Genomic DNA, 19330 nt, shown 5'->3' with positions numbered 1-19330 from the left:
GGGCCGGAATATTCCGGCTCACTCTTCTTTTAAGTAGAAATCTGTTAATGTTTTAAAATTTACAACTAATTAAGAGTCATCATGATTACTACATCTTTATTGCACCCATCAGTACTTCCCCTTCATGGCGGGATTAATTTTCGTGATTTAGGTGGTAAAACGGTAGCCAGTGGTGGGAAAATTAAATCAGGTTTACTTTTTCGCTCTGGCGCTTTGGATCGCTTAACAGAGAAAGACCAATCTTTCCTGACAAATAAAAACCTCTTTCAAATCATAGATTATCGAGACACAGGTGAAATAGAAGATAAGCCTGATCAGGTATGGAATGGGGCTAATTATCATCATGCTCCTGCCAATCCATTATCCAAGGAAGTGAATGCGAATCTGGAAAAATTGACATCAGAGATGTTGGCGCAATTTGATCCGCAGTCGTTTATGTTCCGTCTTTATAAATTACTGCCTTTGAAAAATGAGGCTTATAAGATATTAGTTAAATTGCTGCAACAGCCGGAAAAGGGCGGGATAGTACAACATTGTGCGGTAGGTAAAGACAGAACGGGTGTGGGTTCTGCACTGGTGTTGTTTGCACTTGGAGCTGATTTAGATACGGTAATGGAAGATTATTTGGTGACGAACGCCACGCTGGCGCCTTACCGTGAGTATTTGTTAAATGAACATGCGAAAACCATGAGTGATGATATGGTTAAGAAATTTGCTTATGTCTATTCCGTCAGAGAAGAGTTTTTAATGGCGGCACTAAACAGTATTAACCAGAATTATGGCAGTGTAGATGTATGGCTGGAGAAAGATCTTGGCCTTGATTTTTCTGCCCGTCAAAAATTACAAGGTTATTTCCTTGAATAAGAAGTTGGTTTAATTCTGGTTAATACAACAGTGGTTAAATTGAATGTGGTATTAATCAATACAGGAATTTGAATTTGAGCCTTCATGAAATAGTTGAGTTGGTAATCGCTTTTGTAAAAGCACACGATACCTGGATCATGCCGATTGTTTTCTTACTTGCTTTTGGTGAATCTCTGGCTTTTTTCTCCTTGTTATTGCCTGCAACGATCATACTGCTTGGATTAGGTGCATTAATAGGTGAAAGCGGCCTTAATTTCTGGCCAATCTGGTTGGCTGCGGCGGTAGGGGCCTTTTTGGGCGATTGGGTATCCTATATCGCCGGTGCGCATTTTAAAGGTGATGTTGGTAAAATCTGGCCGATTTCCCGTAAACCACAATTGCTGACACGAGCGCATAATTTCTTTGAGCGCTGGGGTATTTGGAGTATTTTCCTTGGTCGGTTTTTTGGGCCATTCCGTGCAATTGTGCCATTGGTGGCAGGTATTTGTACCATGCCGTTGCGTTATTTCCAGATTGCCAATATCTGTTCTGCGCTTATCTGGTCTTTTGGGGTATTAGCTCCGGGCGCTTTTGGTTTGCAATGGTTAGCTCAATGGATAAGTTAATTGAGAGCGGCTTCGCAGGCTGAGACACTTGTGTAAATCAATCTGGACATCTATACAGTGTTAATTTAACTTAGCAATGTTGTGGTTGCAAGATGTCGGAAATGCCGCTGCATAAACGGCGCTGGCAATGCCCTGAATGCGCGGTAGAACATGACCGTGATATCAAAGCCAGAATGCGCGTTTAATTGCGGATAAGGCATCCCGTATGTACGATAAAATGCGTTTGTTTGTTGATGATATGCAAGGCTTAGGGGTTCCGTAAGTTAGGGGTTGAAGTGAAACGTTCTATTGATCCCGAATTGGTTAATAAAGCCATCCATCCTGTGCTAATGATTAACGCTAGGATAGGGTTTTATCTGAAAGGCTGATACACTTTTATAACAGTTTGAATAAAAAACGGGCAGATAACATGGTAGACCAAACGAAACAAACCACACATTTTGGTTTCCGCACCGTAGCCAAAGATGAAAAAGAAGGTATGGTAGCCGAAGTATTTCATTCCGTTGCGGCAAAGTACGATTTAATGAATGATTTAATGTCGTTTGGCATTCATCGTATTTGGAAACGTATGGCTATTAATGCCAGTGGTGTTCGCCGGGGTCAGAGAGTCCTTGATTTAGCTGGCGGTACCGGAGATCTGGCAGCCAAGTTTTCCCGTATAGTTGGTGAAAAGGGTGAAGTTGTTCTTGCTGATATCAATGAGTCTATGTTGAAGGTTGGGCGTGAGAAATTACGTGATACCGGTATTGTTGGTAATGTCAGCTATGTGCAGGCTAATGCGGAAGCGTTGCCTTTCCCTGATAACTATTTTAATTGCATTACTATCTCTTTCGGCTTGCGTAATGTAACTGAAAAAGAAAAAGCCCTGCGTTCTATGTTTCGGGTTTTGAAACCGGGCGGGCGCTTATTGGTGCTTGAGTTCTCTAAACCATTGCTTGCACCATTAAGCAAAGCTTATGATGCATACTCTTTCCATGTACTGCCAAAAATTGGTCAGGTTTTTGTGCAGGATGCTGACAGTTATCGTTACTTGGCGGAATCCATCCGTATGCATCCTGATCAGGAAACACTTAAGACCATGATGGAAAATGCGGGTTTTGAACAAGTGACGTATACCAATATGACCGGTGGTATTGTTGCACTACACAGAGGTTTTAAATTCTGAGATGGAAAAACCATCACTGAGTACAGCCATTAATTCCACACTTATGCCGGTCTTAACCGCGGTGATGGAAAGATCGTTGAATCACCTGTTGTACAGTGCACCTGTATTAAGACCTGCTCGTATGCGGCTGGCGGGCAAAGTTTTGTCGATTGAACTGCAAGAAATGAATACACCACTCACATTAGTATTCAGTGAAAAACAAGTGGATGTATTAAGTCAATGGGCTGAAGCTGCTGATTGCACAGTTAAAACTAATTTTACTGCTTTGCTTAAGTTACGGGATCGCCAACAAATTTCCAGGTTGTTCAATAGCGGTGAAATGGTTATTGAAGGGGATATGCAGGTTATTCAGCAATGGTCTGCTTTGTTGGATATGGTTGAATGGGATTTGGCCCATTATCTTTCCCCTTATCTCGGGGATATTGCTGCTGAAGGTATCAGCAAGGCCATTAAAAAAGGATTTCAGTTTGTTTCCGGCTCAATAGAATGCCAGAAAAATTATCTGGTGGAAACATTAACGGAGGAATGGAAACTGGCGCCAAATGCGCTTGAAGTGGCTTATTTCAGCGAAGAAGTCAGCGTGTTGACTGAAGATATCAGTCAAATAGAACAACGATTGGCAGTATTAGAGGAAAAATATGACTCCAGGTGAATTAAGGCGCCTTTATTTGATCATTCGGGTTTTTCTTTCTTACGGATTGGATGAGCTGATTCCTCGCATTCGTTTGACTTGGCCTCTTCGTTTTGGACGTTATTTGTTGTTTTGGATCCCGAATAGACATAAAGATAAATCGCTCGGGGAGAGGTTGCGACTTGCTTTACAGGAGTTAGGGCCTGTCTGGATTAAATTTGGACAGATGCTTTCAACACGGCGTGATCTTTTTCCTCCGCCAATAGCTGATCAACTGGCATTGTTGCAAGACCGGGTTGCCTCTTTCGACGGTGCTCTGGCTCGTCAATATATTGAAGCCTCTTTAGGGGGGGCGCTGGAAACTTGGTTTGATAATTTTGAACCTGTAGCTTTGGCCTCTGCTTCAATTGCGCAGGTACATACTGCCCTGTTAAAAGAGAATGGTCAGGAAATTGTTATCAAAGTAATCCGTCCTGATATTTTGCCGATTATCAAAGCGGATATTCGGTTAATGTATCGCTTGGCTAATTGGGTACCTATGCTGTTGCCTGATGGACGTCGTTTACGCCCTCGTGAAGTGGTGCGGGAATACGAAAAGACGTTGATTGATGAGCTGAATTTACTACGTGAAGCCGCTAATGCAATTCAGCTTCGCCGTAATTTCGAAAACAGCTCAATGCTTTATGTACCGGAAATTTATTCTGATTATTGCCGTGAAAATGTTTTGGTGATGGAGCGGGTGTATGGTATCCCGGTTTCTGATATTGAAGCACTGGAAGCACAGAATACCAATATGAAATTGTTGGCTGAACGGGGAGTACAGGTCTTTTTTACTCAGGTCTTTCGTGACAGTTTTTTCCATGCGGATATGCATCCGGGAAATATTTTTATCAGCTATGAACGTCCTGAAGATCCGTTTTATATTGGCATTGATTACGGTATTGTTGGTTCGCTTAATAAAGATGATAAACGTTATCTGGCGGAAAATTTTATCGCTTTCTTTAATCGTGATTACCGGAAAGTTGCCGAACTTCATGTGGATTCAGGTTGGGTTCCCAGTGATACTAATGTTGAAGACTTTGAATTTGCAATCCGTACAGTCTGTGAGCCAATATTTGAAAAGCCACTGGCGGAAATTTCATTTGGTCATGTTCTTCTGAATCTATTTAATACTGCCCGCCGTTTTAATATGGCAGTGCAGCCTCAGTTAGTGCTTCTGCAAAAAACGCTTTTGTATGTAGAAGGGTTAGGACGACAGCTCTATCCACAGCTTGATTTGTGGAAAACAGCGAAACCATTTCTGGAAGAGTGGTTACATAGCCAGGTTGGATTGCCGGCTATTATTCGGGCGCTGAAAGAAAAAGCGCCTTATTGGGCAGAAAAGTTGCCGGAACTACCTGAGTTAGTGTATGACAGTCTTCAACAGCATAAACATTTGCAAGCCAACATTGAGAAGCTATCAGATCAGTTAAAAGGGCAGCAGACAAAACAGCGACAGTCGCAGTATTTGCTCGGTGTTGGTGCGACATTGTTTCTTTGTGGGAGTTTGTTCTTGTTGTCTGGCTTAGTCAATATTCCTTGGTTGTTTATGGGCGCGGGCGTCGTTTCATGGTTGTTTGGCTGGTGTCAGTTAAGTAAAACAAAGTAAAATTTGTCTTCGGTATTTTCGAAGATATAGTTCGTCGTATAATGAGTCATCAATGATAATTCCTGTTAAAGAGGTAAACCAGAATGGGCGGTATAAGTATTTGGCAATTACTCATCATTGCTGTCATCGTGGTACTGTTATTCGGCACAAACAAACTCCGTACTCTGGGGTCTGATCTGGGAGCATCTATTAAAGGTTTTAAAAAAGCGATAGGGGATGATAATCCACCTCAGCAAGCTCAGAAAACCAGTAATGATGCTGATTTTGAGACTAAAAACATTGCTGAAAAGCAATCCGCAGCTCAATCTGAATCATCTGAGAGCAAAAACAAAGAGCAGGTGTAAACCGTGTTTGACATTGGTTTTAGTGAACTGCTGTTGGTTATGGTCATTGGCTTGGTGGTTCTGGGGCCAGAGCGGTTACCTGTGGCAGTTAAAACGGTTGCCGGCTGGATCAGAGCATTACGTTCTTTAGCTGCTAACGTCCAAAATGAGCTTGCTCAGGAGCTTAAATTGCAAGAGCTCCAGGAGAGTCTGAAAAAAGTCGAAGAAGAGGCGGGGTTACAGAATTTGTCCCCGGAATTGAAGGCTTCGATGGATGAACTAAAAGGAGCGGCTGAGTCTTTGAAAAAGGCATACCAAAATGAGCCTGATGCAGGGAATGTGAAAGCATCAGAAACAGATGAAGTGGCTCAAAAGCCAGCAGCGTCTCAGATTGTGGCTTCGCCTATATCATCTTCTCCGGTGGATGATCAGGCGGTTTCTGAAACGAAGAAAAAAACTTCTGATTAAGTTAATGGTGAACACGAAAACATGGCTGTTGATGATACTCAACCACTTATCAGTCACCTTATTGAACTGCGTAAGCGAATTCTAAACAGTTTACTTACTGTATTAGTGGTTTTTTTAGCGTTGGTCTATTTTTCTAACGATATCTATCAGATGATCTCTGCGCCTTTGATTAAGCAATTGCCTCAAGGTGCCAGTATGATAGCGACGGATGTTGCCTCTCCCTTTTTTACACCAATAAAGCTAACCATTATGGTGTCTATATTCGTATCTGCACCTATGGTTCTCTATCAGGTATGGGCATTTATTGCACCTGCGTTGTATAAGCATGAACGTCGCTTGATGATCCCTCTGCTCGTTTCCAGTAGCCTGCTGTTCTATTTGGGGATGGCATTTGCTTATTTTGTTGTATTTCCGATAGCTTTTGGGTTCTTTGCTAAGACAGCTCCTGTAGGGGTTTTGATTGCAACGGATATTAGTAATTATCTGAGCTTTGTCATGGCGTTGTTTATGGCCTTTGGCATCTCTTTTGAAGTCCCGGTTGCCATTATTTTGTTGTGCTGGAGTGGCGTAGTTACGCCCGAATCCTTGAAGAAAAAGCGGCCGTATATTTTGGTAGGTGCTTTTGTTGTTGGTATGTTATTGACGCCGCCGGATGTTTTCTCGCAAACCTTACTCGCGATTCCTATGTATTTGCTATTCGAATTGGGGATTTTGCTTTCCCGTTTTTACACCGGACAGCGCAAACTGGGAGATCGTTCAGAAGAAGAGCAAACATCAGAAGAGAATACGGAAAGGTGATAATAGTAATCTTAACATGTTGTTCTGTAGTGCTAAGATAATTAACTCAAAGCGATAGCATATTAATTAACCCAGCGTCCATGTGCTGGGTTTGAGTTAGGAGAGCTATATGAGCTATGCATTTCCAGGAACTTTCCCAGGTCGCCGTATGCGCAGAATGCGCCGTCATGATTTTTCCCGTCGTTTGGTTGCTGAAAATCAATTAACTGTTAATGATTTAATCTATCCGGTGTTTGTGATGGAAGGCATTAACCGTCGTCAAGAAGTACCTTCTATGCCAGGAGTGTATCGTCTGACAATGGATCTTTTGCTGAAAGAGGCTGAAGAGATTGCCCGACTGGGTATTCCTGTTTTGTCTTTGTTCCCTGTTATTGAAGCAGATAAAAAATCTTTGGATGCGAGAGAAGCTCATAGTCCTGATGGACTGGTTCAACGCACGGTTCGTGCGCTGAAAAATGCTGTTCCTGAATTGGGATTGCTGACTGATGTAGCATTAGATCCATTCACTACACATGGTCAGGATGGGGTCATCGATCAAGATGGTTACGTGATTAATGATGTAACCAAAGAAATTTTGGTCAAACAGGCTTTGTCACATGCGGAAGCTGGGGCTGAGATTGTTGCACCGAGCGATATGATGGATGGACGTATTGGGGCAATCCGCGAGTTGTTTGAAGCGGAAGGTCATGTAAATACTCAGATTATGGCCTATTCGGCTAAGTATGCTTCGGGTTATTATGGCCCATTCCGTGATGCGATCGGTTCAAGTAGTCATTTGAAAGGGGGCAATAAAAAAACCTATCAGATGGACCCGGCTAACAGTGATGAAGCATTGCAGGAGATTGCACAGGATTTGCAGGAAGGTGCCGATACTGTAATGGTTAAACCGGGTATGCCTTACCTAGATGTGATCCGCCGGGTAAAAGACACCTTTGGTGTACCGACCTTCGCTTATCAAGTATCTGGCGAATATGCCATGCACATGGCTGCGATCCATAATGGTTGGCTACCGGAGTCAGTAATTATGGAATCCCTGTTATGTTTCAAACGCGCAGGAGCAGATGGCGTATTGACATATTTCGCAAAACAGGTTGCTCAACAGCTATATGAGCAGAGGTTTTAATATTTGATTAAAAACGGGTGAATGTAAATTCTGCCCGTTTTTTGTTTGATTAAAGTTTCACAAACTGTTTGTTATCAAGCGCTTTAGGTAATTGTTTATTCAGAATATTCAATAATAGAATAGAGCGGGTTTCTCCATCAGGCTCATTGTAGATAGCCTGCAATCCTTCAAATATTCCTTCTGTGATTAATACTGTATCACCGGTCACAGGTGTATCTGGTGATACATATTCTTGTTCTGTTGTGGACATAATTTCATTAATAAGAGCATCCGGTACGATAGCCGGGCGTATACCAAAACGAACAAAATGGCTAACGCCGCGTGTTGAATGGATAGTTGTGGTATGAATAACTTCTGGGTCAAACTGAACAAATAGGTAATTAGGAAAAAGGGGTTCTGTATTCACAGTACGTTTACCGCGAGTTATTTTTTCAATTTTCGCGGTAGGAGTCAGGCAGGCAACATCCTGTCGTTCCAGATTTTCTATTGCTCGTGAAATTTGCCCACGCTTACAGTAGATGAGGTACCAGTTTTCCATGTTTATTTAACCTTGATCCAATGACTATTAAGCATAGCAAAATAGGAAAGGGCATTACAGGAATTATCTCAGTGATAATTGTTTGGTGATAGATATTTATTGTTATGAGTAGATACTACGTTTCTTAGTAAGAAAGCTGTGAGTAATATCATGGTAAGCCACAGGCAAAGCGATCAATATAATGCTGGTGATTTTGTCTGCAATTAATATAAGGAAAAGAAATATGGAAGTATTTCTGCTGAGTAATGGCAAACTTTCAGGTAATCCGAATTGGTTGAGTTATGCTAAAGAGCGGTTAGATGTAATGATTGAGAAACATGATATTTGTTCTGCTGTGTTGATTGCATACGCGGTTATTCGAGGTGATCATGAGCAGCGTGCTAAAGAGCTAGGAGAAGCTTTAGGAATAAGGGTAACAAATATTGAACGTTTTAACTCTCCTGTTCAGGCGATTGAAAATGCAGAATGTATTTTGGTTAGTGGCGGAAATACTTGGTTGCTGAATCAGTTATTACATGAAAACGGTTTGATTGTACCAATCCAGCGCGCAGTGCGTGAACGTAATATTCCATATATTGGTTGGAGTGCGGGTTGCAATGTGGCGACTCCAAGTATTCGTACTACTAACGATATGCCTGTCTGTAACGCTGTTGTCATACCATCCATCGGATTGTTCCCCGTACAAATTAACCCTCACTATATTGATAGCCATATTAGTGGACATATGGGAGAAACTCGTGATGAACGTTTGGCTGAGTTCTGTGCAATGAACCCAGAAGAGATAGTGATTGCATTACGTGAAGGTAGTGGTTTACATATTGATGGCGAAGAACTTCGTTATTTTAGTGGTAAGAATGAAGGGTTTAAAATATTCCAACATAATAAATTTTTCCCTGAGCAGTTTGATACCAAAGTATTAGCTAATTGGGTTCCATTGCGTTGTATTTGACTTTGAGGTCGCAAGGTTGAATTAAACCCATTGCTTTTTAGTAAGTTATTGGTTTAATTTGTAGTCTTGCGATAAAAACATAAAAAAGCTAAGTGGGATAGCTTATAATGTCTTTCCCCTTAAAAACCGGCATGAATGGATAGTATGAAATACCGTGACTTAAGAGATTTTCTGGTCTTGTTGGAGCAGAAAGGTGAGTTGAAACGTGTTAGCTTCGAAGTTGATCCTTATTTAGAGATGACTGAAATTGCGGATCGTACTCTTCGTGCTGGTGGGCCTGCCTTGCTGTTTGAGAATCCCAAAGGTTATTCAATGCCTGTATTGTGTAATTTGTTTGGTACTACTGAACGTGTTGCTATGGGGATGGGGCAGAAAGATGTTAAGGCTTTGCATGATGTAGGTAAGTTACTGGCTTTTTTGAAAGAGCCTGATCCTCCGAAAGGTTTTCGTGACTTGGTGGAGAAGCTACCGAAATTTAAGCAAGTTCTTAATATGCCGACCAAACGGCTTAATAGTGCGCCTTGTCAGGAGCAAGTTTGGGCTGGTGATAATGTAGACTTAACCCGGCTTCCTATAATGCACTGTTGGCCAGAAGACGCTGCTCCGTTGATTACTTGGGGGTTGACGGTAACCCGTGGTCCGAATAAAGAGCGGCAAAATCTTGGTATTTATCGCCAGCAGGTGCTGGGTAAAAATAAACTCATCATGCGTTGGTTATCTCATCGCGGTGGAGCCCTTGATTTTCAGGAATGGTGTCAGGCTCATCCAGGAGAACGCTTCCCGGTAGCTGTTGCTTTAGGTGCCGATCCGGCAACAATATTAGGTGCTGTGACGCCAATTCCTGACACGTTATCGGAATATGCCTTTGCTGGGTTATTAAGAGGATACAAAACAGAAGTTGTGAAATGTCTTTCAAATAACCTGGAAGTACCCGCAAGTGCTGAGATCATATTAGAGGGATATATTGAACCCGGTGAATTAGCTCCAGAAGGGCCATATGGTGACCATACGGGTTATTATAATGAAATCGATATGTTCCCGGTGTTCACCGTAACGCATATTACTCAGCGTCACGATGCTATTTATCATTCGACTTATACTGGTCGTCCGCCAGATGAACCTGCTGTGCTAGGGGTTGCATTGAATGAAGTGTTAGTACCGATTTTACAAAAGCAGTTTCCTGAAATTGTTGATTTTTATCTGCCGCCGGAAGGTTGCTCCTATCGTCTTGCCGTCGTGACCATGAAGAAACAGTACGCCGGTCATGCCAAGCGGGTCATGATGGGAGTTTGGTCGTATCTGCGGCAATTTATGTATACAAAATTTGTGATTGTTTGTGATGATGATATTAATGCCAGAGACTGGAATGATGTCATTTGGGCAATAACTACACGAATGGATCCGGCAAGAGATACAGTATTAATGGAGAATACTCCAATCGATTATCTTGATTTTGCATCGCCAGTCTCAGGATTAGGGTCGAAAATGGGAATGGATGCAACGAACAAATGGCCGGGGGAGACGCAGAGGGAATGGGGACGCCCTATTGTGATGAGTGAAGAAGTGCGTACCCGCGTCAACAAGATTTGGGATGAATTAGATATTTTAGGACCATAAGAGGGAACGCATGACAACACTGAGCTGTAAAGTAACCTCTGTAGAGGCTATTACGGAGACGGTTTATCGGGTACGGTTATTTCCTGATTCTCCGTTCTCATTCCGCGCCGGTCAGTATCTGATGGTGGTGATGGATCAGAGAGATAAACGTCCGTTTTCAATGGCATCAACACCTTCAGAAAAGAAGTTTATTGAACTGCATATTGGTGCTTCTGAGCTGAATTTATATGCGATGGCTGTGATGGATAAAATTCTGGATCAGAAAATGATCAATATTGATATCCCTCATGGTAAGGCTTGGTTCCGGCAGAGCAGCACTAATCCGTTGTTATTGATTGCGGGAGGGACGGGTTTTTCTTATACCCGTTCTATATTGCTGACAGCGTTGGAAGAACAACCTGAGCGCGAGATCTCTATTTATTGGGGTGGCAGAGAATCACAACATTTATATGAGCTTGCTGAATTACAATTACTTACAGAGCGTTATCCTAATCTGGTGGTTGTTCCGGTTGTTGAACAGTCGGAGAATGGTTGGTGTGGACGTACTGGAACAGTGCTCAAAGCGGTATTAGAGGATTTTGGCAGTTTAGCCAATCATGATATCTATATTGCGGGACGATTTGAAATGGCAAAAATTGCTCGTGAGCGCTTTTGCAGTGAGCGTGATGCTTCTGCTGACAACATGTATAGTGATGCTTTCGAATTCATTTAAAATAATAAAAAAGCCCGCCCCTGACAGGCGGGAATTACGGCAACAACGACTCAGTTATAATATTTTTTTACAGATAAGTTCTTAATCCATTCTTTCTATAATAGTGGCAATACCTTGGCCTAAACCGATACACATGGTTGCCAGCCCAAACTGAACATCGCGGCGCTCCATTAGATTCAACAATGTTGTTGTAATGCGAGCACCTGAGCAGCCTAATGGGTGCCCGAGAGCGATTGCTCCACCGTTAAGGTTCACCTTATCATCCATGCGATCCAGCAACTTCAGACCTTTCATGCAGGCAAGTGATTGAGCGGCAAATGCTTCGTTTAGTTCAATTACGCCAATATCATCCAGCTCTAAACCTGCTTTTTTGAGAGCTTTCTGTGTAGCAGGGACAGGGCCATATCCCATAATGGAAGGATCACAACCAACAGCAGCCATTGAGCGGATGCGGGCGCGAGGTTTTAGTCCCAGATTTTTAGCATAGCTTTCACTGGTTATCAGCATCGCAGATGCGCCATCGGATAAGGCAGAGGAGCTGCCTGCTGTAACCGATCCTGTTATAGGATCGAAGACTGGACGCAGAGCTGCCAGATCTTTCAGGTTGGTATCTGGACGGATAACTTCGTCGTAATCAAATAATTTTAGTATGCCATCGGCATCATGACCGTAAATTGGTGATATCTCATTGGAGAATGCACCTGATTGTGTTGCTTGTGTTGCATTTTGGTGAGAGCGAAGCGCAAATTCATCCTGCATTTCACGGCTGATATGGTGAATCTTTGCCAGCATCTCGGCGGTCAAGCCCATAACTCCCGCGGCTTTGGCGACACTCAGGCTCATTTTAGGATGGAAATCCACACCATGAGTCATCGGAACATGACCCATATGCTCTACACCACCAATCAGCGTAACATTGGCTTCTCCGGTCATAATCATGCGGGCACCATCATGCAGCGCCTGCATTGATGAGCCGCACAGCCGGTTAACGGTCACAGCGGGTACAGAGTGAGGGATATCAGCCAGTAATGCAGCATTACGGGCAATGTTGAATCCTTGCTCTAGAGTCTGCTGAACACAGCCCCAGTAGATATCATCTACTTTGTGTTTTTGTATTGCCGGATTACGTTTAAATATCTCTTTCATCAGGTGAGCGGAGAGATCTTCAGCCCGGACCTGACGGAATGCACCACCTTTTGAGCGCCCCATTGGGGTGCGGATGCCATCAATAATGACTACATTTTCCATGTTTCCAGACCTCACGCTGTTGTTCCGGTGCTGACAGCAATCGTTGCTGCTGTAGGGTAGTAACTTTCATTACGTTCAGCTTTGGCTTTCAAACCAGGTGGTACCTGATAAAGAGCACCGAGGTGAGCATAATTATCAGCCATTTTAACGTAATTTGCTGTTCCCATTGTTTCCAGATAACGGAAAACACCACCGCGGAACGGAGGGAAACCAATACCATAAACCAGAGCCATATCCGCTTCTGCTGGGCTGGCAATGACACCTTCTTCCAAACAGCGGACAACTTCGTTGATCATTGGGATCATAGTACGGGCAATGATCTCTTCACCGGAGAAATTGTTCTTCGGTTGGCAGATAGTTGCCAACAGTTGATCAGTTTGCTCGTCCTGCTCTTTCTTCGGTTTGCCTTTCTTGTCCTGTGTGTACTTATAGAAACCGATACCATTTTTCTGTCCGTAGCGTTGATTTTCATATAGAACATCAATAGCATCTTTATAATCACGCTGCATACGATCCGGGAACCCTTGAGCCATGACTGACTGAGAATGATATGCAGTATCTAGACCAATGACATCAATAAGATAAGCAGGACCCATTGGCCAGCCAAATTCCTTCTCCATAATTTTGTCTATCTGGCGGAAATCACCACCGTCACGCAACAACATACCGAAGCCAAGGAGATAAGGGAGCAGCACCCGGTTGACAAAGAATCCCGGACAGTCGTTAACGACAATAGGTGTTTTACCTATTTTGCTGGCGTAAGCAACTACAGTTGAAATTGTTTTTTCAGAGGTTTTTTCACCGCGGATCACTTCAACCAGTGGCATACGATGCACTGGGTTAAAGAAATGCATACCACAGAAATTTTCTGGGCGTTTTAGGGACTTAGCTAATTCTGAAATTGGAATTGTTGAAGTGTTGGATGCCAGAACACACTCTTCATTAACCAGAGTTTCAGTTTCTGAGAGTACAGCTGCTTTGATCTTAGGATTCTCTAATACGGCTTCAATCACTATTTGAGCCTGTTCGATACCGGCATAATTTAATGTAGGTTGAATAGAAGAAAGGGTTCGCGCCATTTTTATGGCATCCAGACGGCCACGTTCAAACTGTTTGTTCAGCAGTTTTGCAGCTTCATTCATACCTAATTCAAGGGCCTGTTGATTGATGTCTTTCATCATGACAGGAACCCCTTTACGGGCAGACTGATAGGCGATACCACCACCCATGATCCCTGCGCCCAGAACTGCGGCATACTCAGGTGTCGTAACTTCTTTCAGATGTTTTTTCGCCAGACCTTTTATGTACTGGTCATTAAGAAAAATACCGACCAAAGCACGGGCAACATCTGTCTGCGCCAGAGGGATAAAGTTGGCGGCTTCCACTTCCAGTGCTTCATCACGGCCAAGTGTAGCGGCTTTTTCTATGGATTTAACTGCGGTAATAGGCGCTGGGTAATGAGGGCCGGCCACTTTCATCACCATACCTTTTGCCACGCTAAAACTCATGCCACGTTCAACTTCATTGAGTTTCAAGGGCTCTAACTTTGGCTGGCGTGCTGCTTTCCAATCAAGGTTCCCTGCAATAGCCTGTTCCAACATTGATATTGCAGAATTAATCAATTTTTCACCAGGGACAACGGCATCAATCAGGCCGTTTTTCAATGCCTCTTCTGCACCAATGTCTTTACCTGCGGCGATGATATCCAGTGCGTTATCAGTCCCGATAAGGCGTGGAAGGCGAACTGAGCCGCCGAAACCAGGCATAATGCCAAGCTTGGTTTCTGGCAGCCCAATGCGCACATCGGGGGAGGCTATACGGAAATCTGTAGACAGAACACATTCACAACCGCCGCCAAGAGCATAACCATTTATTGCTGAAATGGTTGGGACGGGTAAATCTTCTATCCGGTTAAAAATGCTATTTGCGAAATCAAGCCACTCTCGCAGTTTTTCTACAGGTGCATCGAATAAAGAGAGAAATTCAGTAATATCTGCACCAACAATAAATGCAGCTTTATCAGAGCGTAATAAAACGCCTTTTAATTCAGCTTGTTGCTCTAGATTGGCGACAGCCTTATCTAGAGATGCAACAGTTTTGGTATCCAGTTTATTAATAGCGGCGGGGGCATTGAAAACCAGTTCAGCAATGCCATCTTTCAGCCAGCTTACTTGAATTGTTTCACTTTGATAGAGCATGTCGTTCTCCTAAATGAGCGCATACCATCTGGTATGACCAGATAGGCTTGATTGTGGTTATTATGTTAAGTAAATGCAAATGAGTGATTAGTTTTTTGCAAGGGTGATCACAAGTGAGATTTGTATCTCATTGACAATAATTGTTTTTATATTTTTATAAATAAGGAGTTAGCAGGATTCGATAAATTGGGATGATTTTCGTGTGATACCTGCAAATATTAATGACTGTGATAAGCTAATGGTTCAGCCATAAAATAAAAAAAGGTCAATTGAAATGGAAAAGTTGGCATCTCTGTACCACGAACACATCTCTACATTGCAACAACGTACCCGCGAAGTACTGGCCCGTAATCAATTGGATGCTTTGCTTATTCACTCCGGTGAATTACAGCGTATTTTCTTGGATGACAGAGACTATCCTTTTAAAGTTAGTGCTCACTTCAAAGCTTGGGTACCTGTAACTAAAGTACCTAATTGTTGGTTATGGGTAGATGGCATTAATAAGCCTAAATTATGGTTTTATTCACCGATAGATTATTGGCACAGTGTAGAACCGTTGCCAACTAGCTATTGGACTAAAGAAGTTGAAATGATTCATTTGGCAAATACCGGAGATATCAATTCAGAGTTAAGTCCTTATGTGAAACAGAATGTTGCTTATATTGGTTGTTCACAACCAAGAGCAAAAGAACTTGGTTTTTCTGAACATAATATCAATCCGAAAGCTGTTTTGGATTATTTGCATTTTTATCGTTCATATAAAACAGATTATGAACTGGTCTGTATGCGTGAAGCGCAAAAAACGGCTGTTGTCGGGCATCTGGCAGCTCATGAAGCATTTCAGGCTGGAATGAGTGAATTTGATATTAATATATCTTATCTGATGGCAACAGGTCATCGTGATACAGATGTGCCTTATGATAATATTATTGCTATAAATGAAAATGCGGCTGTTTTGCATTACACCGTATTGCAGCACAATGCACCTTTAGAAGTGCGTAGTTTCCTGATTGATGCTGGCGCTGAATATAATGGTTATGCAGCAGATATCACCCGTACTTATTCAGCAAAAAGTAATAATGAATTTGCTGTTCTGGTTAGAGATATGAATGCTGAACAAAAAGCGCTAATCAGTACGATTAAAGCAGGAGTTCGCTACACCGAATATCATATTCAGATGCATCATCGGATTGCTAACTTACTGAAAAAACACGGTATCGTTAAAGATATCAGTGAAGAAGCTATCATTGAAAAAGGGCTGACAACGCCATTCTTTCCACATGGTATTGGTCATCCTCTTGGATTACAGGTCCATGATGCTGCAGGGTTTATGCAGGATGATACAGGTACACATTTAGCAGCTCCGGCCATATATCCATATCTGCGTTGTACCCGTATTCTGGAACCCCGTATGGCGCTAACTATCGAGCCGGGCCTTTATTTCATTGAATCGTTGCTTGCACCTTGGCGTGAAAGTGAGTTCAGTAAGCACTTTGATTGGAATAAAATTGGGATGCTTAAACCATTCGGTGGTATTCGTATCGAAGATAATATTGTTATTCATGAAAATAAGGTGGAAAACATGACTAGGGATCTGCAACTGCCATAATGAAGCCTTATTTGATACCCGCAGCTCCAGTGAGTTTGACTGAAGAGATTAAAAAAAGTCGCTTTATTACCCTGTTGGAGCATACCTGTGGGGTAGATGAAGCTAAGGCGTTTATCCAGCAAATCAAAGCTCAGTACCCTGATGCCCGGCATCATTGCTGGGCATTTGTTGCTGGTGCTCCGGATGATTCACAACAATTGGGTTTTTCTGATGATGGGGAGCCTTCAGGGACCGCAGGTAAGCCGATACTATCCCAGCTTATGGGAAATAATGTCGGTGAAATAACCGCAGTTGTTGTCCGTTATTTTGGCGGAATAAAATTAGGCACTGGTGGATTAGTAAGGGCATATGGAAATAGTGTCCAACAGACGCTGAAATTACTGGAAACAAAATATAAGGTTCCACAGAAGGTCTGCTCCTTGCAGTGTGAATATGCCCATATCTCTATGATTGAACAGTTATTACAGAAATCAGAGGGGCAGATTATTGCCAGTGAATATGCAGAGAATGTTACTTTGCGAATTTCACTTCCAGCTACCCTGGTGGGTGAAGTCGGTGATAAATTACGTGATCTGAGTCGTGGTGTACTGTATTTAACACCTGATCTGTAAATATTCTCTGTTAACTGGATTTCTAAGGAACCAGCTGAATGCATTTTCGTGCCATAACCCGTATTGTTGGGCTGCTTGTCATTCTTTTCTCTGTCACCATGATTATTCCAGGGTTGGTAGCCCTAATCTATCGTGATGGCGCTGGGCGTGCATTTAGTCAGACATTTATTTTTGCTTTAGTTATCGGTTTAATGCTTTGGATACCAAACCGGGAACAAAAACATGAATTAAAGCCTCGGGAAGGATTTCTTATCGTTGTTTTGTTTTGGACGGTACTTGGTAGTGTCGGGGCTTTACCTTTCATTTTTTCTGAGCAGCCAAATCTTTCTATTACGGATGCATTCTTTGAATCTTTCTCTGGTTTAACAACAACGGGTGCTACAACACTTATTGGGCTTGACACCTTGCCTAAAGCAATTCTCTTCTATCGGCAGATGTTGCAATGGTTGGGGGGGATGGGGATTATTGTGCTGGCTGTTGCAATATTGCCTCTGCTTGGGGTCGGAGGAATGCAGCTTTATCGGGCTGAAATGCCTGGACCTTTGAAAGATAATAAAATGCGTCCACGAATTGCTGAAACAGCAAAAACTCTGTGGTTGATTTATGTGTTACTGACAATTGCCTGTGCTCTGGCGTTATGGGCAGCTGGTATGTCAGTTTTTGATGCTATTTCTCACAGCTTTTCAACCATTGCAATTGGTGGGTTTTCTACTCATGATGCCAGTATTGGTTATTTTAATAGCCCAGTGATAAATACTATCATTGCGATTTTTCTGCTGATTTCTGGTTGTAATTTTGGTCTGCACTTCGCGGTGTTAACGGGACGCAGCCTGACAGTGTACTGGCGGGACCCTGAATTCCGTATGTTCATCTCTATTCAATTAGCACTGGTGATTATCTGTACTTTTATCTTATGGCACTATGCTGTTTATAAATCGGGAATGGAGACACTGAACCAAGCTTTTTTCCAGGTTGTTTCAATGGCGACAACGGCTGGGTTCAGTACAGATAGCTTTGCCCGCTGGCCATCATTTTTGCCAATACTGCTGCTGTGTTCTGCTTTTATCGGTGGCTGTGCGGGTTCGACGGGGGGGGGGCTGAAAGTCATTCGTATCTTATTGCTATTCCTCCAAGGTTCCCGTGAGTTGAAGCGGTTGGTTCATCCGAATGCGGTTTATACCCTAAAATTAGGGCGAAGAGCATTACCTGAACGTATTATTGAAGCTGTCTGGGGATTCTTCTCTGCTTATGTTTTGGTATTTATCATCAGCTTGTTATTGCTTATCGCCACTGGAGTAGATGAACTTTCTGCTTTTTCTGCGATAGCCGCTACACTGAATAATCTAGGGCCTGGGTTGGGTGTTGTTGCTGATAACTTCACTGCAATGAATCCAGCGGCTAAATGGATATTAGTTATAACGATGTTGTTTGGCCGCTTGGAAGTATTTACTTTGTTAGTTTTATTTACACCGACCTTCTGGCGTGAATAATCTATTGGAAGAAGGATATCGCTATGAACTGCTTATTGCTTTATTCCAGTCGGGATGGGCAGACTAAGAAAATTATTACCTACATTGCTGAGAATCTACACAGAGCAGGGCAGATATGTGATCTCAGAGACTTGGCAATAGCAGAAACAATCGATTTGAAATCTTATGACAAAGTTATGATTGGAGCTTCAATCAGATATGGTCATTTTAGTTCAGCACTGAAGAAATTTTCTATTTGTCATCAACAGCAGCTTAATAAAATGCCAACCGCATTTTTTGGCGTGAATCTGACAGCAAGGAAACCAGAGAAGCGTACACCTGAAACGAATGTGTATGTCCGTAAATTTTTGCTTAATACCCCATGGCAGCCAGATCTGTGTGGTGTTTTTGCTGGTGCGTTACTTTATCCTCGTTATCGCTGGTTTGATCGTGTAATGGTTAAACTGATCATGAAGATGACAGGTGGGGAAACTGATACAACCAAAGAAATTGAATATACCGACTGGCAGCAAGTCGATCATTTTGCTGATGATTTCCTTGGAATGGTGAGTGAAAAATAACTGATTTGTTCTTTTTTTCAGTGTTTAGTTGAAAAAAACCGCGAACAAAAGTTTTTTTTAAATAAACGCTTGCCAGCGGCGAAGAACACCCTATAATGCGCCACCACTGACCGACACAACGCTGACAAAGCGTGTGAGGCCAGGCAGAGCAAAGCAAATAAGCGCTTGACTCT

The 19330-nt window shown here is 42.6% G+C and carries 19 protein-coding genes and 2 pseudogenes; 18 read left to right on the top strand and 3 right to left on the bottom strand.

Annotated features, from left to right (window positions below):
- Window positions 1–81: 81 nt before the first annotated feature.
- The 11 genes and pseudogenes from ABR397_RS16300 to hemB all read left to right on the top strand — a co-directional run bounded on the left by ABR397_RS16300 (window position 82) and on the right by hemB (window position 7625).
- Entirely contained in the window at window positions 82–864 is a 783-nt protein-coding gene (locus tag ABR397_RS16300; RefSeq protein WP_350306676.1) for a tyrosine-protein phosphatase, read from the top strand.
- 74 nt (window positions 865–938) lie between these two features.
- Window positions 939–1469 carry a DedA family protein gene (locus tag ABR397_RS16295; RefSeq protein WP_046974960.1) on the top strand — a complete coding sequence of 177 codons (531 nt, stop codon included), beginning with the start codon at window positions 939–941 and terminating at the stop codon, window positions 1467–1469.
- 77 nt (window positions 1470–1546) lie between these two features.
- Window positions 1547–1651: pseudogene (locus ABR397_RS16290) on the top strand (zinc ribbon domain-containing protein); the annotation flags it as partial.
- Window positions 1630–1837 (top strand): annotated as a pseudogene (locus ABR397_RS16285) (hypothetical protein); the annotation flags it as partial. The pseudogenes ABR397_RS16290 and ABR397_RS16285, both read left to right, overlap by 22 nt.
- A gap of 41 nt (window positions 1838–1878) precedes the next feature.
- Window positions 1879–2634, top strand: coding sequence for a bifunctional demethylmenaquinone methyltransferase/2-methoxy-6-polyprenyl-1,4-benzoquinol methylase UbiE (gene ubiE, locus ABR397_RS16280; protein WP_350306675.1), 756 nt, complete (start codon window positions 1879–1881; stop codon window positions 2632–2634).
- A 1-nt stretch (window position 2635) separates the two neighbouring features.
- Window positions 2636–3286: a ubiquinone biosynthesis protein UbiJ gene (gene ubiJ, locus ABR397_RS16275; protein ID WP_350306674.1), complete on the top strand. Its 651-nt coding sequence runs from the start codon at window positions 2636–2638 to the stop codon at window positions 3284–3286.
- Window positions 3273–4913, top strand: a complete 1641-nt coding sequence (ubiB, locus tag ABR397_RS16270) for a ubiquinone biosynthesis regulatory protein kinase UbiB (RefSeq protein WP_350306673.1) — start codon at window positions 3273–3275, stop codon at window positions 4911–4913. Before ubiJ ends, ubiB begins: the two co-directional genes overlap by 14 nt.
- An 83-nt stretch (window positions 4914–4996) precedes the next feature.
- Window positions 4997–5257, top strand: a complete 261-nt coding sequence (gene tatA, locus ABR397_RS16265) for a Sec-independent protein translocase subunit TatA (RefSeq protein WP_021325746.1) — start codon at window positions 4997–4999, stop codon at window positions 5255–5257.
- A 3-nt stretch (window positions 5258–5260) separates the two neighbouring features.
- On the top strand, window positions 5261–5704 hold the full coding sequence (tatB, locus tag ABR397_RS16260) for a Sec-independent protein translocase protein TatB (RefSeq protein ID WP_350306672.1): 444 nt from the start codon (window positions 5261–5263) through the stop codon (window positions 5702–5704).
- A 21-nt stretch (window positions 5705–5725) separates the two neighbouring features.
- Window positions 5726–6502 carry a Sec-independent protein translocase subunit TatC gene (gene tatC, locus ABR397_RS16255; protein ID WP_350306671.1) on the top strand — a complete coding sequence of 259 codons (777 nt, stop codon included), beginning with the start codon at window positions 5726–5728 and terminating at the stop codon, window positions 6500–6502.
- Window positions 6503–6611: 109 nt separating this feature from the next.
- A complete protein-coding gene (hemB, locus tag ABR397_RS16250) occupies window positions 6612–7625 on the top strand; it encodes a porphobilinogen synthase (protein ID WP_350306670.1) in 1014 nt (337 codons plus the stop codon).
- Window positions 7626–7674: 49 nt separating this feature from the next.
- On the opposite strand, the gene rfaH is transcribed toward hemB, so the two are convergent.
- A complete protein-coding gene (gene rfaH, locus ABR397_RS16245) occupies window positions 7675–8163 on the bottom strand; it encodes a transcription/translation regulatory transformer protein RfaH (protein ID WP_350306669.1) in 489 nt (162 codons plus the stop codon).
- Between the two features lie 223 nt (window positions 8164–8386).
- Here rfaH and pepE point away from each other — a divergent pair, with 223 nt between their 5' ends.
- The 3 genes from pepE to fre all read left to right on the top strand — a co-directional run bounded on the left by pepE (window position 8387) and on the right by fre (window position 11441).
- Window positions 8387–9112 carry a dipeptidase PepE gene (gene pepE, locus ABR397_RS16240; protein WP_350306668.1) on the top strand — a complete coding sequence of 242 codons (726 nt, stop codon included), beginning with the start codon at window positions 8387–8389 and terminating at the stop codon, window positions 9110–9112.
- 144 nt (window positions 9113–9256) lie between these two features.
- Window positions 9257–10729, top strand: a complete 1473-nt coding sequence (gene ubiD / locus ABR397_RS16235) for a 4-hydroxy-3-polyprenylbenzoate decarboxylase (RefSeq protein WP_350306667.1) — start codon at window positions 9257–9259, stop codon at window positions 10727–10729.
- 10 nt (window positions 10730–10739) lie between these two features.
- A complete protein-coding gene (gene fre / locus ABR397_RS16230) occupies window positions 10740–11441 on the top strand; it encodes an NAD(P)H-flavin reductase (protein WP_350306666.1) in 702 nt (233 codons plus the stop codon).
- Between the two features lie 81 nt (window positions 11442–11522).
- Here the strand turns inward: fre and fadA are convergent, their stop codons facing one another.
- Window positions 11523–12689, bottom strand: a complete 1167-nt coding sequence (gene fadA / locus ABR397_RS16225) for an acetyl-CoA C-acyltransferase FadA (protein WP_350306665.1) — start codon at window positions 12687–12689, stop codon at window positions 11523–11525.
- Window positions 12690–12700: 11 nt separating this feature from the next.
- The gene (gene fadB / locus ABR397_RS16220; RefSeq protein WP_350306664.1) at window positions 12701–14887 is read right to left on the bottom strand and encodes a fatty acid oxidation complex subunit alpha FadB; all 2187 of its coding nucleotides are present in this window, start codon (window positions 14885–14887) and stop codon (window positions 12701–12703) included.
- Between the two features lie 274 nt (window positions 14888–15161).
- Here fadB and pepQ point away from each other — a divergent pair, with 274 nt between their 5' ends.
- The 4 genes from pepQ to hemG are packed head-to-tail and all read left to right on the top strand — an operon-like array spanning window position 15162 to window position 19157.
- On the top strand, window positions 15162–16496 hold the full coding sequence (gene pepQ, locus ABR397_RS16215) for a Xaa-Pro dipeptidase (protein ID WP_350306663.1): 1335 nt from the start codon (window positions 15162–15164) through the stop codon (window positions 16494–16496).
- Complete coding sequence (locus tag ABR397_RS16210; protein WP_350306662.1) at window positions 16496–17107, top strand: IMPACT family protein; 612 nt, start codon at window positions 16496–16498, stop codon at window positions 17105–17107. The genes pepQ and ABR397_RS16210 overlap by 1 nt, the downstream gene beginning before the upstream one ends.
- Window positions 17108–17145: 38 nt before the next feature.
- Entirely contained in the window at window positions 17146–18597 is a 1452-nt protein-coding gene (trkH, locus tag ABR397_RS16205; protein WP_228939524.1) for a Trk system potassium transporter TrkH, read from the top strand.
- A 23-nt stretch (window positions 18598–18620) separates the two neighbouring features.
- A complete protein-coding gene (hemG, locus tag ABR397_RS16200) occupies window positions 18621–19157 on the top strand; it encodes a menaquinone-dependent protoporphyrinogen IX dehydrogenase (RefSeq protein WP_350306661.1) in 537 nt (178 codons plus the stop codon).
- The last annotated feature ends 173 nt before the right edge of the window (window positions 19158–19330 follow it).

Source organism: Photorhabdus viridis (assembly GCF_040256935.1).
Taxonomy (GTDB): domain Bacteria; phylum Pseudomonadota; class Gammaproteobacteria; order Enterobacterales; family Enterobacteriaceae; genus Photorhabdus; species Photorhabdus viridis.
Note: the sequence above shows the minus strand (reverse complement) of the source record. Positions and strands in the feature narration are given on the sequence as shown.

Bases quoted from the DNA above. Each gene is read 5' to 3' on its own strand.
- ABR397_RS16300 (WP_350306676.1), top strand. From the start codon at position 82: ATGATTACTACATCTTTATTGCACCCATCAGTACTTCCCCTTCATGGC.
- ubiE (WP_350306675.1), top strand. From the start codon at position 1,879: ATGGTAGACCAAACGAAACAAACCACACATTTTGGTTTCCGCACCGTA.
- ubiJ (WP_350306674.1), top strand. From the start codon at position 2,636: ATGGAAAAACCATCACTGAGTACAGCCATTAATTCCACACTTATGCCG.
- ubiB (WP_350306673.1), top strand. From the start codon at position 3,273: ATGACTCCAGGTGAATTAAGGCGCCTTTATTTGATCATTCGGGTTTTT.
- tatA (WP_021325746.1), top strand. From the start codon at position 4,997: ATGGGCGGTATAAGTATTTGGCAATTACTCATCATTGCTGTCATCGTG.
- tatC (WP_350306671.1), top strand. From the start codon at position 5,726: ATGGCTGTTGATGATACTCAACCACTTATCAGTCACCTTATTGAACTG.
- hemB (WP_350306670.1), top strand. From the start codon at position 6,612: ATGAGCTATGCATTTCCAGGAACTTTCCCAGGTCGCCGTATGCGCAGA.
- rfaH (WP_350306669.1), bottom strand. From the start codon at position 8,163: ATGGAAAACTGGTACCTCATCTACTGTAAGCGTGGGCAAATTTCACGA.
- pepE (WP_350306668.1), top strand. From the start codon at position 8,387: ATGGAAGTATTTCTGCTGAGTAATGGCAAACTTTCAGGTAATCCGAAT.
- ubiD (WP_350306667.1), top strand. From the start codon at position 9,257: ATGAAATACCGTGACTTAAGAGATTTTCTGGTCTTGTTGGAGCAGAAA.
- fre (WP_350306666.1), top strand. From the start codon at position 10,740: ATGACAACACTGAGCTGTAAAGTAACCTCTGTAGAGGCTATTACGGAG.
- fadA (WP_350306665.1), bottom strand. From the start codon at position 12,689: ATGGAAAATGTAGTCATTATTGATGGCATCCGCACCCCAATGGGGCGC.
- fadB (WP_350306664.1), bottom strand. From the start codon at position 14,887: ATGCTCTATCAAAGTGAAACAATTCAAGTAAGCTGGCTGAAAGATGGC.
- pepQ (WP_350306663.1), top strand. From the start codon at position 15,162: ATGGAAAAGTTGGCATCTCTGTACCACGAACACATCTCTACATTGCAA.
- ABR397_RS16210 (WP_350306662.1), top strand. From the start codon at position 16,496: ATGAAGCCTTATTTGATACCCGCAGCTCCAGTGAGTTTGACTGAAGAG.
- trkH (WP_228939524.1), top strand. From the start codon at position 17,146: ATGCATTTTCGTGCCATAACCCGTATTGTTGGGCTGCTTGTCATTCTT.
- hemG (WP_350306661.1), top strand. From the start codon at position 18,621: ATGAACTGCTTATTGCTTTATTCCAGTCGGGATGGGCAGACTAAGAAA.